Source organism: Verrucomicrobium sp. BvORR106 (assembly GCF_000739655.1).
Lineage (GTDB): Bacteria > Verrucomicrobiota > Verrucomicrobiia > Verrucomicrobiales > Verrucomicrobiaceae > Verrucomicrobium.
The window spans coordinates 25,483-41,714 of sequence record NZ_BATR01000099.1; the positions used below are offsets into that span (position 1 = coordinate 25,483).

The 16,232-nt window shown below is 59.4% G+C and carries 7 protein-coding genes and 2 pseudogenes; 7 read left to right on the top strand and 2 right to left on the bottom strand.

What is annotated here, in order from left to right; translation table 11 throughout:
• Positions 1-511 precede the first annotated feature (511 nt).
• Positions 512-1,480 (bottom strand): alpha/beta fold hydrolase, encoded by a 969-nt coding sequence (locus BV106_RS17385; protein ID WP_038166828.1) that lies wholly within the window; start codon positions 1,478-1,480, stop codon positions 512-514.
• Between the two features lie 84 nt (positions 1,481-1,564).
• Entirely contained in the window at positions 1,565-4,345 is a 2,781-nt protein-coding gene (gene rapA / locus BV106_RS17390) for an RNA polymerase-associated protein RapA (RefSeq protein WP_051945990.1), read from the bottom strand.
• A gap of 206 nt (positions 4,346-4,551) precedes the next feature.
• On the opposite strand from rapA, the pseudogene BV106_RS17395 reads away from it, so the two are divergent.
• The 7 genes and pseudogenes from BV106_RS17395 to BV106_RS17430 form a co-directional block, all read left to right on the top strand.
• Positions 4,552-5,564 (top strand): annotated as a pseudogene (locus tag BV106_RS17395) (NAD(P)-dependent alcohol dehydrogenase).
• Positions 5,565-5,765: 201 nt separating this feature from the next.
• Entirely contained in the window at positions 5,766-6,323 is a 558-nt protein-coding gene (vccB, locus tag BV106_RS17400) for a Verru_Chthon cassette protein B (RefSeq protein ID WP_038166814.1), read from the top strand.
• Between the two features lie 738 nt (positions 6,324-7,061).
• Positions 7,062-8,041, top strand: a pseudogene (gene pelA / locus BV106_RS38635) (pectate lyase).
• Between the two features lie 345 nt (positions 8,042-8,386).
• A complete protein-coding gene (gene vccA, locus BV106_RS17415) occupies positions 8,387-13,504 on the top strand; it encodes a Verru_Chthon cassette protein A (protein ID WP_038166818.1) in 5,118 nt (1,705 codons plus the stop codon).
• Positions 13,505-13,889: 385 nt separating this feature from the next.
• Positions 13,890-14,993, top strand: a complete 1,104-nt coding sequence (vccC, locus tag BV106_RS17420; protein ID WP_038166819.1) for a Verru_Chthon cassette protein C — start codon at positions 13,890-13,892, stop codon at positions 14,991-14,993.
• Between the two features lie 52 nt (positions 14,994-15,045).
• Positions 15,046-15,771, top strand: coding sequence for a Verru_Chthon cassette protein D (vccD, locus tag BV106_RS35790; protein WP_265595793.1), 726 nt, complete (start codon positions 15,046-15,048; stop codon positions 15,769-15,771).
• A gap of 241 nt (positions 15,772-16,012) precedes the next feature.
• A partial coding sequence (locus tag BV106_RS17430) for a hypothetical protein (protein WP_038166820.1) occupies positions 16,013-16,232 on the top strand: 220 nt, incomplete at its 3' end.

Genomic DNA, 16,232 nt, shown 5'->3' on the forward strand with positions numbered 1-16,232 from the left:
GTGGTGGCTCCCTGGTGTCCGAGCTGTGCGGACCTCCTTGAGGCGCTGCAATGCAACAGGGTTCTCCTGTTGGCGTTACCCTGTGTTCAGGGGGCATCTGAGTATGTCGCGGTCATCAGGTACGGCACGGGATTTGTGAACGGAGCGCCCAAGCTCATCCCGGGTTCGGTGTCCCGCTTTCGAGTGAATGACCGATTCGAGGTGCTCAATGACGGGAGACCTGGAAATGCAACGTGATGACCCAGGGGACAAGCTTGATCGGTAGCTTGGTCGGTGACTTGGTCGGTACAGGCTTCATTTGAGGGCCGAAAGGCATGGTTCCGAACCTTCCTCAGTACCTCCAAGTCCATTCAAGGGTTTGGAACTTGGGGGCTTGATCTTCATGAGCCGGGATGAAAGCTGTGACGCTGCGGCCTTCGGCGTCTTCGACGACGACGAGTCGAAAGATCTTTGCAATCATGAACCAGGGTCTGCCACCTGGTTGAGAATACCTCGCGAATGGGGCGTGGTGTCAGGATGGGCCCATGCTTGAAAAAAATCCCGCAACCCGGCCCTCCAGCCATGGGGTCGTGCTGGAGTTGCTTTCCACGAACCCAACGTGTCCGCCAGAGGCCGGGACATCCAGCTCGATCCGTGCGTTGGCCTCAGCCTCGGCGAAGGGGAAGCATTCTGCGGGCAGGAACGGATCATTGCGTGCGCTGATGATGAGTGTGGGCACGGTGATGCGGGGGAGGAGAGGTTTGGAGCTGCAGCGGGCCCAGTAGTCGGCGGCATCGGCGAACCCATGCAGCGGGGCGGTGTAGCGGTCGTCGAACTCCCGGAAGGTGCGGATGCGGTACAGGCCTAGTACATCAAGCTTGCCGGGGAAACGGTGGTGTTTTTCCTCGATCTTGGCGATCAGGCTGACGAGGAAGCGATGCAGGTAGAGCTTGTTGGACCAGAGCAGGTCCAGCGTCCGGGCGCTGGCGGCGAGGTCCACGGGGCTGGAGATGGCTGCGCCCGCCACGACCTTGGGGTGGGGGGGCTGCTCGCCCAGATACTTCAGGGTGATGTTGCCACCCAGGCTGAAGCCGACCAGTGCTACCTGATCGTAGTCGCCCGCCTTGGCCTCAATCAGGGTGCGCAGATCCTGCGACTCCCCGCTGTGGTAGGAGCGAAGCAGGCGGTTGGGTTCGCCACTGCACCCGCGAAAATTCCAAGCCAGCACGTCCCAGCCTCGCTGATGGAGGGCGGCTGCCATCGTGCGGATGTAGAGCCCGTCTGCGGAACCCTCCAGGCCGTGGGAGAGCACTGCGAGCTTGCTGCCACTGCCAGGGCTGCGCAGCCAATGAAGATCCAGAAAGTCCCCGTCCTCCAGTTCCAATCTCTCCCGCACCCAAGGTACCTGCACCCCATGCGGGAAAACCACCGGCCAGATGGTCTGGGCGTGCCCGTTTGCCAGGAGCGGGTGCGGACGGAAGGTGGATTCAGTGAGGGGCATGCGGGAGCCCGTAACATCCACCCTCCGGGGCGTAGTCGTCAAATCAGGTCTGGAGTCAGGTGTCTGGCGGACTGGAGACTTTGATCAACCCATCTTCCAGACGAGGCGCAGGCCATCCAGCCGGAGCGTCGCCCCGGCGATGGCCTTGGCCAGTTCGTCCTTTTCTTTCCGCAGGGCTTCGACTTCCTCGGGCCGAACGTGGTCGTTGATCTTCTGCAGGTCCTCCAGACGGTCGATCTCGCTCTGAAGCTGCGCTTCCATGGCAGCGACGGCGGCCTCAGTGACCTTGGTCATCTGGGCGGCGGCCAGCTTCTTGGAGGTGGAGAGCATGCTGGGCAGCACTTTCTTCTTCACCACGCCGCGGTCCAGCAGCTTGGCGATGTCGCCGCGGTCCAGACGGGCAGGGCGGATGCCGTGGTCACCGGTGCGGTCTGCCTGGGCGTGGTCCACCGTGATGAGCACTGGTGTGACGGGGAGGAAGCGGTCAGCATGCAGGGCAGCTGGGGCGGTGCACTCCAGGATGTAGCAGGTCTCCAGGAGGAGGCCTTCGTTCCCAGATCCTTTCCAGATGCCGAATGCGGAGTTGCCCGTCTCTTTACCCAGAAGTTCGTCCAGCGAGCCGCGCACCAGGGGGTGATCCTGGCTCATGAAGGCGATGTTCTCGTGGGTGAGGGCGCGAGAACGGTCAAAGGTGATGGACAGGCCTTCTTCCGGCAGGCCAGGCAGGGCCACATCCACATTCTGCCCCGGGGCGATGAGGTAGGTGCGGTGGGTGAGTTCCTCGACCTGAAGGCCGAAGTGGTCCATCATCCGGATGAAGAATTCCTCGAACTCGCGGTCAGTGTCGAGCTCCTGGATCTGCTCAATGATGGCAGTGGCCTGGGGGATGCGGCAAGAGCTGAGTTCGAGGAGCCGGTCGTGCCCCTTCTCCAGCTTCTTGGTGATGAGCGTGCGCTGCTTCTTGGACTTTGTGATCAGCGAGGTCAGCTTTTTGGCATTGAAGGTCTCCTGCAAGGCCTCGAGATCGGCGGCCACCGCAGCGCGGACTTCATTGGCCCCGTGCAGAATGTTCTGGAAAGCGTCCAGCCCGTCATGGTACCAGCGAGCCAAGACTTCTGCCTGGGAGCCTGCCACATACGGCACATGGATGTGGATGGTATCCGTCTGGCCAATGCGGTCGAGGCGGCCGATGCGCTGCTCCAGCAGCTCCGGATTTTCCGGCAGGTCAAACAAGACGAGGTGGTGGGCGAACTGGAAATTGCGCCCTTCACTGCCGATCTCGGAGCAGATGAGCACACGGGCTCCGTCTTCCTCGGCAAAGTAGGCTGCATTGCGATCGCGCTGCAGCATGGACAGACCCTCATGAAAGAGGGCTACATTCACATTCAGTTCATGAATCAACAAGGTGTGGATCTCCTCCACGAGGTCCTTGGTCTTGCAGATGAGCAGCACTTTGGCCGGATCCAGCTCCTTGAGCTTGGCTGCGAGCCACTTCACCTTGGCAATCAGGCCCAGATCAGCGGCATCACTGTCTTCATCTTCCTCGTCCTCCGCAGCGGTCGCCTCCACCGTCAACTTGTAGAGTGCGGCCTCGCGCACAGGGAAACCCTTGAGCGCGGACCGTGTGTTGCGGAACATGACGCGCCCGGTGCCAAACTCGTCCAGCAGTTCTGCAACGAGCAGAGGGCGGGAGTCTTCATCACCAGCCGCAAGCGCTTCGCAGTGCTTTTTCACCCGCTCCGACTGTCCGCCAAAGAGTTTTACATCCGTTTTGCTGAGAGGCTGGCCGGACTGGAGGCGGTCAACGGCCTGTGCGACGACCTCATAGTGCTCCGCCTCTTGCAGGAACTTCTCGAGTGACTGATACCGGTTGGGATCGAGGAGTCTGAGCCGGGCGAAGTGGCCCTCTGGCCCAAGCTGTTGTGGGGTGGCCGTGAGCAGGAGCAGGCCGGGGCAAGTGGCGGCGAGGGATTCCACCAGGGTGTACTGCGGGCTGGCGGCCTGTGGGGTCCACTCCAGATGGTGGGCCTCATCCACCACCACGAGGTCCCAGCCGGCTTCTTGTGCCTGGAGGGAACGTTTTTCGTCACTCGAAAGGAAGCCCAGGCTGCAAATGACGAGCTGGCTTTCGAGAAACGGGTTCGCGGATTCATCATGCGATTCCAATGATTCGCAGCGAGCCTCATCAAAAATGTGGAAGAGCAGGTGGAAGCGTCGCAGCAATTCCACGAACCATTGGTGAACCAGAGCCTCTGGCACCAGAATGAGGATGCGGCCGGCGCGGCCGGTGAGATGCAGGCGGTGCAAGATGAGCAGCGCCTCGATGGTCTTGCCCAGGCCGACTTCATCAGCCAGCAATACACGAGGGACGAGACGGGTGCCTACCTCTGAGGCAATGAACATCTGGTGGGGAAGGAGGTCCACCCGGCCTCCTACGTAGCCGCGCACCGGGCTCTGGCGCATGCGGCTGCGGTGCTGGTGGGCCTTGATACGCAGATCATAAGTGCCCAGTTCATCCACCTGGCCGACAGTGAGGCGATCTTCCGGCTTGCTGAAGCTGATGGAGTCTGACAGCTCTGCCTCGGGAAGGTCGCGTTTGTCTGTCTTGTACACCAGCAGGCCGTTGGACTCTTCGACGCTGACCACGGTGAAGTCCTCACCGGCATGTGACTGCACGACGTCACCCTCTGTAAATCGCACGCGACGCAGGGGCGCGGACTTCAGGGCATACTGGCGGGTCTCAGCCGCAGCGGGGAAGAGCACTTCGAGCCGCCCGAAGGCTGCCTTTAATATGATGCCGAGTCCGAGTTCAGGTTCAGTGTCGCTAACCCAACGTTGACCGGAGACTGGCAGATCCATAGACATGACTGAGAAGAATGAGGGGCGGCACCTTAGCGGGCTAGCTGCAATGCTCAACCTTTCAACACCTCAATTCCCAAAGATTCATCTGGCGTCTCAGGGAGTTTCCTCTGAGAACGTAAGTCCTACCCCTATTGTGGGTTCGTAATGTCAGCAGAATTCCCGCTGAGTGAAGAGCTTGCCTCCGCACTCGCGTCGTACCATCCATCATCATGAAAGCTTGGCAGATCGCACAACCAACTGGCCCTCAAGGACTGAAGCTCACCGAGATCTCCACCCCTACGCCCGGCCCGGGCGAAGTGCTGGTGCGGGTGCGTGCGGTCTCGCTGAACTATCGTGACCTAGGGACTACGCGGCGTGAGCGTCCTGGAAATCTGCCGCTGCCGTTCACCATCGGTTCAGATTGCGCGGGGGAGGTGGCTGCTCTGGGGGCGGGTGTCACGCAGTGGAAGGAAGGGGACCGCGTGATCTCGGCCTTCTTTCAGAGCTGGCCTGCGGGTGGGATGACCCACACCATCATGAAGAGTGCTCTGGGGGGGCGCTGCAGGGAGTGCTGGCGGAGTACATGATTGCCCGGGCGGATGCACTCGTGCATCTGCCTGCCACGTTGGATTTTGCGGCAGGGGCGACTCTGCCGTGTGCCGGGGTCACGGCATGGAACGCCCTCGTGGGGCAGGGCCAGATGCTGGCCGGTCAGACCGTGCTCACGCTGGGGACGGGCGGGGTGTCCATTTTTGCCCTCCAGTTTGCGAAAGCGCATGGAGCGCGTGTCATCATCACCTCCAGCAGCGATGAGAAACTCGCTCGTGCCAGGGAACTGGGGGCTGATGAAGGGATCAACTACAAGACGACTCCTGACTGGGAGCGCCGGGTTTTTGAACTAACTCAAAAGACAGGGGCGGACCAGATCATTGAGCTGGGTGGCGCAGGCACCTTGCAGAAATCACTGGATGCCGTGCGTTATGGTGGGCGCATCAGTCTCATTGGCGTGCTCACGGGCTTCGAGGGGCTCGTCAATCCTTGGCCGGTGATCGCACGCAGCGTCACGCTCCAGGGTATCTATGTTGGCAGCCGGGTGCAGTTTGAGCAGATGAACCGCGCTATTGTGCAGAATGGCATCCAACCGGTGCTGGACCGCACCTTCGCGTTTGAAGATGCACCCGCGGCTTTCGAGCACATGGCGGCGGGAGCACATTTTGGCAAGATTGTGGTCAGTGGAAGCTGACTTCACGCGGGCTGTCGGCGGGAGTGAGCGTCGACGGTGTCCGCAAGTCACGCTTAATGGTACGAATGTGACTGCGTGAAGACATTGGCACGCCGGTGGCACGGCGGGTGCTTGAGGAGAATGTGCTGCATCGAGCCACGTCATGGCCGGTGCTGCATCTTTCAAGTCAGATCCGTTCAACCCCTGTTCCACTCACAAGACATGAACACGACCCTGCTCACCCGTGCCATTCGTCATCGTGCCTCCGCTGTCGCGGAAGGATTCTCTCTTCCTGAGGTCGCCATCGCGGTGGCCATCGCCTCCATGGGCATGCTCACACTGCTGGGCCTGATCCCCGCCGGCCTCGAAAACCTGCGTCAGGCAGGGGACTCCATCTCCTCCTCCCGCATCTGCCAGCAGATGATCGGTGAACTGCAATCCGCTGACTGGGGCGACAAGACCGGCAGCGGCGTGGGTTGGAGCAAGCTCGCCGATTTCCACGGAGCGGTGCGCTACTTTGACGGTGAAGGCACCCGCCTTACCGCCGGCAATGAAGGCGGGCTGTCTGGTACTCAAGGGCAAGCGCTCTCTTATGTGGCCAAGTTTGAGGTGGTGGACGCGGGTACCGCGCCCACGCTGCCTGGTGGCGGTGTTTCTGTGCGCTCTGACAGCCGCAAGGTGATCCTCCACGTGGCCGTGAGCCCGAAGGCCAACTTCGATTTCGACAAGGTAGACAGCAAACACGAGAAGGTGGCCTACACCGTCACGCGGCAGTTCTAAGGCGTGTTTGAACGATTTTGTGCTGGTTAAATGGTGTAACTTGGATGTGTGTGATGGATCAGCGAACCGATGGTGACGGTTCGTGTGAGCGCCCCCATGCGGTGAGCATGGGGGCGTTTTTTTGTGATAGGGGTGCGGCGGCTGGCCGCAGCAGACATGAATGCCTTGCAACCCCGCTGGGAGGGGCTTTTGTGAGGGTTGCCACTCATGAAATTTCGTGCCCTGCTCTCATTCTTCCTCGCTGCATTCAGTTCCGCAAAGGCGGATCCTGACTGGACCAGCGACCTGCGTGAAGACCTGCTGGAGCTGCACTACTCTGGGGCCGCCTCAGGAATTTCGGCCGTATGGGAATGGCGTCTCAACGTGCCGGGCGCGGGAGAGAATGCCTCCTGGCAGGCTTTGCCTGAGGCGGACAACGAGGGGAAGTTCAAACTCGTGGTTCCTACCCCAGACGTGGGATGGGAGAGCCTGGAGATTCGGGCGCGAGAGGGTGAAACCGTGCGTTTGAACCGTACCTGGGTTTGCGAACCCCATGGCCCTCTGCAAATGCTCACCCCCACGCGGATTGATGCGCTCCCGGATCCGGATCGCAAGGTCTGGCAGGAGTATCTCGCCCGCTCGAAGCGTTTGGCTCTGCAGGAGCGCAGAGCGCTGGCCCTCGAGGGCCGTAAACTCGGACAAAGAGTCTCAACCCCGGCTCCGGAGGACTCCAAAGAGTTTGAGTTCGACGATGAGAAGATGGATGTGGCCTGGTACGCCACGGCGGAGGCTGCAAAGCTGGCCGACATTGTGTTGACCTACCAGACGCCCTCCGGCGGCTGGAGCAAAGCGGTGGACTATGCCAAAGGGTCCCGCAAGCCAGGCACACACTGGACCAGTCAGGACGGGAAGGGCTGGCACTACTGTGGCACTCTGGATAACCGTGCGACCACGGAACAGATCAAGTTCCTGGCCCAGGTGGCGCAAGCACACGGGAGGGAGGACTGCCGTGTGGCCACGCTGCGCGGCATCGACTGGCTGCTCGCAGCGCAGTTTCCCAACGGGGGCTGGCCCCAAGTTTATCCCCTCGAACCCGGCTACCATGAGGCCATCACCTTCAATGACGGGGCGGTGACCCATGCGCTGGAGGTGCTGCATGCTGTAAGCCACGGCGATGCGCCATTTGACTGGGTGTCGGCGGAGATCCGGCAGAAAGCGCAGGCGGCCTTTGATCGCGGGTTGAACTGCCTTCTGACCTGTCAGGTGCGGCTGAATGACGTGCGTACGGTTTGGTGTGCCCAGCATGATCCGTTGACACTCGTGCCCGTGGCGGCCCGGTTGAAAGAGCCCCCATCTCTGAGCGGGGGGAAAGCGCCGTGATGCTTCGTTTCCTGATGCGCAAAGGACCGCTCACCGAGGAAATGCGCGGGGTGGTGAATGATGGCATTGCCTGGTTGGAGTCCAAAAAGATCATTGGTCTCCGCAGGATCAAGAATGAGAAGGGGCGTACGGATTATGTGCAGGATCCTTCCAGCACCGAAGTCCTCTGGGCCAGGTTTTACAGCCTGGAGAGCGGTCTGCCCATCTTCCCGGGCGCTGGCGACGGGGTGGTGTATGCCACCTATCACGAAATGGCACAGCACAACAAGGTGGCCTACGACTACTTCACGAACAAACCGCGTGATCTGAAGGAGAAGGAGTGGGCCAAGTGGGAAAAGCGCTGGAAACAGGGCAAATAAGCGGCTGCGAACGGCGGGGGAACGGGGTGACGATGTAATTTCATCGAATGCACCCTCATGCCTGGATAGAGGAGCCACATGTGATTACAAAGAATGGTCGAAGTGGCATGTTTGATGCAAAATGCCCTCAGACACAAAGTGAGTTGAGCACGGCTTTTCCCGCCGTTTTCTGGAATTGCATGCTGCTTGCTGGCCGCATTTTGCAGGATAGTTAGCTGCCAAACCGTGCAGTAATCATAGTAACTGATACATTAGTGACAGTATGACGGCATAAGAAAATGAGTGGCATGAAGGGTGCTTTGACAGGGGTGACATACGAGACCGGGCAACCCCTGTTTATTCGCAATGAAAGAAATCACCCCTGTCAATCAACGCGTCTTCGGAGCAAAAAGGCGTCGCGGCATCGCCCTCATCACCGTGGTTTCCGTACTGGCGCTCATGACGCTGCTGACGGTGGCCATGTTTTCAGTCTCTCAAACGGAGCTGGCTTCTTCGAATCAACAAACGTATCAGGAGCGTTCCCGAGAGCTGGCGGACTCCGCAGTGAACGTGGTCATGGATCAGGTGTGGCAGGCCACCAAGCGCAAGGATGAGGGGGCGGCGAATGGAAAGCGTTATCTATGGTCCTCCCAGCCGGGCGCCGTGCGGCGGTACACCACTGAGGGCGCGTTTGATTCTGGTTACAAGCTCTACTCCAGCTCCCAGATGGTCGTGCGGGGTGCGGAGCGAGCCATGGTGGATGACAAGCCGCCAGTAAGCTGGAACATGAGTCCAAATCGGTATGTTGATCTCAATGAGCCCGTCATTCGGCCAGCCTCGGACGGGGCGGGGACGCCGCATCTCTACTTTCCCATTCTGGATCCGCGCGCCTATGTGCGGTCTGAAGAAGCAGTGGAGAACAACAACAATGTGGAGGGGTTTTACTACTCCGCCGGGGTGAATGGCGTCGTGGATCCTCTTTCGTCCACAGCGGCCACCAGCCTGGATGCCCGCCTGCCCATGCCGGTGGAGTGGATGTATGTTCTGAAGGACGGCACCTTTGGGGTGCTGGACAGCGCGAACCGGTTCATCAAGCCCGATGGCAGTCTGCTCAGCGACACCGAGGGGCGGGTGAACCCGATCTCCGGGCGCGTGGCCTTCTGGTCGGATGATGAATCCTGCAAGCTCAACATCAACACGGCGAGTGAGCCCACTTACTGGACGGTGCCATCGCTGTTCCATGATCGGGACCTGTGGTGGGCGTACTACCAGCCCACTTCACACGAGTTTCAGAGGTATCCTGGGCATCCGGCCACGGTGGCTCTCAGCACGGTGTTCTTCCCCAACAGGCCCATGGACCTCTATGGACGCAGCGGCACTGATCCCGCTTACCGGGAGATTCTGCAACGCAAGGAGACGATCTATAAGCTCACCCCCAAGATCAATTTCGGTGGGTCCAAAGCGGGCACGGTGCCCTACTGGAAGTTTGTGGACAACTACACGGGTACGGGCGGTACGTACAAAGACTCCTCTTTGTACAACAAGTATCTGTCGCTGGTGGATTCCATCCAGGAGCGTCTCTATGCCTCGGTGGATGAGTTGTACTTCGCAGATGGATTTGAAAGCGGCCGCCGGAAGCTGAGCTCGTACGTGAATGGTTCCAACGGCGCGGCGACGGCCGATCCCTTCTTTGTCCAGCCAGGACAACCTGTTGAGGGCAAGGTGAACCTGGAACGTCTGCGCTTCTTCCTCACCGCGCAGAGCCGTATGCCTGAGACAAATCTCTTCGGGTTGCCGCGCATCGCGGCGTGGCCGGTGGCGGACGAGGGCGGGCTGGAATATGAGGCGGGCAAGGCCGTGCTTGGCGTGACCAACCCCAAGGATTTTCGTACGGGTTTTGACCAGTTGATCGCCTTTTGCTCATCCATGGGGAAGACGGGGAACAGCGGAGAAGATAGCTACTTTTTCCGTAGAAAGTGCGCCTACAGCCCTACGAGAGACATTGAGCTGACTCGCAACAAGGCGCTGATTGGTTATCTCTTCAGTCTCATGGAGCAGAAGTATCCGGGAGGAGCTTCGTTCAAGGACAAGTACCCCCAGGACTACAAGCAGATCCTGGTGGAGATCTTCGACTACGTGCGCTCCACGAACCTGTACGACGGCTTCCTGGCCCCATCCAAGGAAGATCTGCAGAAGGTCAGTGGTACGTACGACCGGGACAAGTACGCTACCAGCACGGGCATGGGGACGAAGGGCCTGCTTGAGCCCACTTACGACGGATTCATGTACGCGGAACGGCCCAAAACGTTCAAGACCTACACCTATGACCGTGCGAGCTACGCATCCACACGTGGCGCCACAGGACAGGCGTACACCGAGCGTCTGGTGGAGACTTCATTCCCCGGTCACGGCATGGTGGCACCTTCGCTCTACAAGGACGGACCTGAAACCTATGTTGGATTTGGGCGGTTTGTAGCGCTTTCGGAAGTGGGTTTTCAGTTCATCTGCACGGCGGACGGCGCGACAGACAAGGGCAGCTATGTGAATCCTGTTGCAGACGGTCCGAACTGGAAGGAGCCAGCAGAAGGAGCTTCCGATCGCAAGGTGAGTGGTGGTCGAACGGCCCTCAAGATGGAGCGGTACAATCCGAAGGATGCCACCAAGGAGGAGGCGGGAACGGCGGTGCCCAAAGAGGACCTCGATCCCTGGTACAAAACCATGAAGAAGCAATTCTGGTACTCGAACTATCCTCCCAGGCCAACGGTTGAAACGATGCAGAACTACTACGGCGTTGATACCGATCTGGACGATCAGAAGCCCAATAGTGTCTACAACCATCCTGGATGCAAACCAGAGAACTGGAATGTCACGTTGGAATCTGGTGCTCCTCCCCTGAAGCCCACGGAGAGACGAGTGCAGGGCATGCTGGTGATGAAATTCTCCATGCCAGCTCCCGGCTTCAGCCTGATGAACCCTGAGTTTACCGTGAAGGTGGAGGGATTGAAGAATATGCAACTCGCCGGCATGGATCTCTATGACAGAGTGGGTGCAGCGGAGTTCGAGTGGAAGTCCAACCACGAATTCTTCAGTGCACAAGACAGCCGCCCTTTCGGCGGAGCGGCCAGCAGCTATGCCATGACCTTCAACCGGCGGGTGGGATCCAAGACCTTGGGTGTGCTTGCTGATGCCAAGTACACATCCGGGGGCGGATCACGCTCTACCGGCGTGGCACCGGCACCGCATTTTGGCACCCGGAACCTGGACATTACGACCAAGTTTCTCACGGTGCCTGTCGTGGACGGCTCGGGAAATGAGGGGATGATGGACTTCTCCGGCGGGCGTCTCACCATCAAGATCTATTCAAGTCACAATGCCAAGGCTGAGGATCTGGTCCAGACCGTGAATGTGGAGATTCCACGAACCAGTGTGCCAGTGCCGCAACTTGTGACCGTGAGTACTGACTACAAGCAGTTTCTCAGCGGGGGCACACTATACAAACAAGAGGCCATTCATGCACCCAGGTGGTGGGCGTTCAACTATTGCGGGGCCTTGCGCAGGTTCACGGGCTTTTGGAACAACGGCACCAAACGTTGGACTGTGCAGTCGCGAGTGGATGACTTGAACACGTCGTACACGACTGACTTCCTCACCAATGGACGGCTTTTTGTGCCAACAACCTTGTCCACTCCTGCCATATATGCGCCGGTGGGTCTGGATGGGGTGCCCCGGTGGGCCAGCACCCTCTGGGCGTTCGACCCGAGTAGCGGCTTTTTCAGCAATGCACTGCTCAATCCAAGCAGCCCGGCGGCAGACGTGGCCACGGATTGCATGTCTGATACCAAGTACTCCGACACACAGCCGGAGAACGGAGCTGTGCGGGATTCCCGCGGGCAGGACACAGTGTTTACCATGGTGGCATCCCACGGTGACTCCCGCCTTCTTGCCGCCAAAACAGACGTTACTGCCAGCGACTGGGCTCCTCACCCCCGTACTGCCACCCTGGGGAAGATTGGCACGGGTCCAGGTAACGTGGGGACTTACAAGCAGTATGTCGCCCACAGCCTGAGTCGTTACTATTCTGATCGTGAACCTGGCTATGATCGTGGATTGAGCTCCACCCGCCTGGTGCCGGGGGCCAACTATGGTGTCGCCCGCATACCGGACCTTCCCACCAACGCCTCGGCCACAGAATTGGCTGCCAGGTACGGGGACTTCGACAACGGCATCAGCGACCTCCGCGACGGGGCCTACATCAACAAGCCTGATGAGGGGAACACTCACATCTCATTCCGCATCACGAATGACTCGGCCTCCACCATCCGCATGCCGCTGGCCTATATGGGCACGTGGACATACGGTGAGCTTTCCTCCGCATCAGGAGAGAGCTTCATGTCGCCCAACCGCATGATGCCCTCCCCGGGCATGTTCGGGTCCCTTCCTACAGGGGTGCGTGCCGGAGATCCTTGGCGGACCCTGCTCTTCCGCCCCAACGTGGTGACGGCCAATGGTGCCCCGGGCGATCCGATGAAACACCCCGGTGCGGCGGCATGGCAGGGTGGGGTGAGTCCGGCAGATCACTACATCATGGATCTCTTTTGGATGCCGGTGGTGGAACCGTACGCCATTAGCGAGCCATTTTCGACCGCTGGCAAAGTGAACATCAACTATCAGATCGTGCCGTTTCACTACATCAGGCGGGCGACAGGGCTCCATGCTCTGCTGAAGGGTGAGATGCTCAAAGCCGTGCCAACGGCAGATGCGCCGAATTACTTGTCGGTGCCGGGGGCTTCCCAATTCGTCGCCACTTCTGACGGCTACACCTACAAGCAGCCTTGGACGGATCAGGATGGCAGGTTGTCCGACACCGGGCAGGCCACCAAGAAATACTGGCACCGTGAGCTTGAAGCGGAAAAACGTGGTGCCAGTGGTGAGATTGTGGGAGGCGTCCTCAAGCAGTTCGAAGATCGCTTTGCCATGCTGCCAACCACGCCGGCTGCGACGCGGGGGCTCTTCCGAACCGCCAGCCAGATCTGTGAAATCCACCTCATACCCAAAAAGATTCCAGGCTCTTCAGGAGATGTGGATCTTACTGGGGGAGACGGAACCGCAGATGCGCAAACGCCTGCCTACACTGTCTCAGATATGGAGGAGTTTTGGAAGAAGCGTCGCCTCACTGGCGACAACACGCGGGAGAGGCCCTATGCCAACATCTATGGAAAGATCACCACGCAGAGCAACACCTTCCGTGTGCACTATCGCGCGCAGGTCATCCGCAAAGCCCGGTCATCCACTCCCACAGAGTTTGATGCCAATCGCGACAATGTCCTTACCGACTTTCGTGGTTCCACTGTGATCGAGCGGCGCATCGATCCCGCAGATTCCCGCATTCCTGACTATGGTGCCAGTGCCAATCCGCTCGATCTGCCTTCGTTGGAGGATTTTTACCGGTTCCGCGTGTTGGAGGTAAAGCGGTTCATGCCCTGACCGCGCCCCGCATATCACAGTGATTTCAAGCCGCCCCGCCTCTGCTGCTGAGCAGATGGCGGGGTTACTTTTTTTGAAGTTGCCACACAAATGTGCTGACTGATCGGATGGTGAATAAGGCGGGTGTTGGTTTGGGGATCTCCTGATGTGGCATCGGGGGTGCCTGTCTGAGATGCTCAATATTGCGAAAAATCAGCTCAATGGAGCCTTCTTGTCTTTGCTCATAAGGAGGTTGCTCATGGTGAGGCGTCCTGGTGGAGTGGTGAACTGGCGACGGTAAAATGACCGCTAGTCACCGCAAGTGGTACGAATATGACAATGGCGGGAAGGCGGAGAAACGGTGGCACGCGGCCTGCTTTGAAGAAAGGCGGTTCTGACTCCCACCATGCAAAACCCCACTTCATTCAAGTCGCACGGTTCCGGCCCAACCCGTGGTTTCACCCTGGTGGAGCTGCTGGTGTCATTCAGTGTGCTGGCCATACTGCTGTTAGTAATTTCATCGATGCTGGAGCATGTGCAGCGGGCCTGGCGTCAGAGCACGGCCAAGGTGTCTTCCTTCCGCGAGGCGCGGCGTGCATTCGATCGTATTACCCATGCCCTCAGCCAGGCGGACCTCAATCCCTACCTCTGCTACAGGTATGACGGAAGCACCAACCCGCTGCTGCCACCCGGGAAGGGGGCCAACGAAGCTCCCTCTGGCTACGTGCGATACTCCGAGCTTCAGTTCGTCACAGGGCTTTCCTCATCCGGGGCGTCGCCCCAGCTTACTTCACTGGCAGAGTCGTTGTCACCGGGGCATGCGGTGTTCTTCCAGGCTCCGCTGGGGGATTCCAAGGACTACCGGCTGCCGACCTCTCTCAATGGCTGCGGCTTCTACATCAAGTTTGGAGACGACTCCGCCCTCCGTCCGGACTACCTGGCCGCGCTGGGGAAGCCGCCCTCCTATCGGTACCGGATGTATGAGTACCGGTCACCCACCGAGCGGAACCGTGTGTATGATCCCACGCTGAAAACTGGATCCGCAGCCTGGTACGGAGACTTTGACCAGAATGCACCGCTGCGCAGCCGTGCGATCGCGAACAACATCCTCATGCTGGTGATCTCACCGCAGCTCTCACCGAGTGATGCGGAGACTGCCCGGGTGGCGGCCACGAGCATCGCTCCATCCTACACCTATGACAGTCAGTACGGCGCGACGCTGCCCAGCCGGCCCCAACTTTCCACCGACTACCAGCTTCCGCCGCTGGTGATGATCACTCTGGTGGCCATGGACGAAAGTTCCGCGATCAACATGCAACTGGACGCGGGATCCAACCCACCGCTCCAGCGGGAACTTTCCCAGTCGTCGCTGTTCCGAAACGCAGCCCGCTATGCCACAGACATGGAGACGCTTACTGGCCTGCTGGTGGATCGGAAGGTCAATTTCCGCGTGTTTACGGCCACGGTTCCCATCCGCTCCTCCAAGTGGGGGGCTGGCACGGGGACCTGACGGCTTCCGTCAAGATAACGGGACCTTTCCAGTCAAGACTCCAATGGTTATGATGAAATCACATTCTATTTGTGGAACCCGCAACCATCGCGAACCCGCCAATGGGTTCACGTTGATCGAACTTATGGTTGTCGTAGCGGTCGTGGCGCTGTTGTTGGCTCTGGTCATGCCCGGGTTGATGGGGACGCTGGGTGCGTCCAAGCTCACGCAGGCGGGGGACAAGATGGCCGGGTTCCTCTCCGAGGCACAGAGCCGGGCCTATGGTCAAGGGCGTCCCGTGGAGGTTCGTTTTTATCGCGTACCTTCTGCGGAAGATTCCATGCAAGGAGCTCCTGCAGGAGGTTTTTTTCGAGGTGGATTGATGCTGGAGTATTTCCAGCCTGGTGAAACGGATCCTCGCACGGGTACCGCTGCCCTGGCCCGTCCTCTGGCCGTCGTGCGTCAGGCCATGGTGGTGCTGCCCGAGGGCACGGCCATGTCTGAGGATGCCCAGATGTCCACCTTGCTGGGGCTGGCGACACGTCCTTCGGGTCAGAATGCGATGGTGGTCGAGACCGTCATGAAGACAGCGAACGGCTACGAACCGTTTCTGCCCCTTTCGGAGGAATACCGGTCTTTCGTCCTCTATCCGGAAACTACCAGCCTCGATTCTGAGTCCAAATGGCACCTCGCAGTTGTGCCGGAGACAGATGCAGCCCGACCGCCGGCCGCAGTGACCAACTACTACACCTTGTTGGTGGATCCCGTCACCACCCGCCTTTCCATCTACCGGCCCTGATGTGGCCTGTTGTTTCGTTTCAGGCGGTACTTTCAGAAAATCCCAAAGATAAAAAAACGAGTTCATGATCCGAACCTTCTTCTGTTCAGCACTTGAGGCCTCTCGTCTTTCCCGACCCACGTGGAAAGGTCTGGCGGCGGGCTTGATTCTTATGGCGTCAGGAACTGCTGTACAGGCACAGTCTGTTTGGGTTGGGGCGCCCGGTTCGAGCTTCAACGCCATCCCAAACTGGAGCGGCGGGGTGCCCTCAGCCACGGTGGCCGGGATGATCAATGCGGTGCACACCGGGGCGTACCAAATCAATGTGGCCACTGCGGTTGTTTTGGGCGACTTGACGATCGGGGATCTCACGGCGGTGGATGCGGGCGGTTTCGAATTGGTCGGGTCCACCATCACCTTCAACAAGGTTGGAGGCAATGCTCTGACCAAGCAGGGGGTGGCGCTGGACATCATTCGCAATG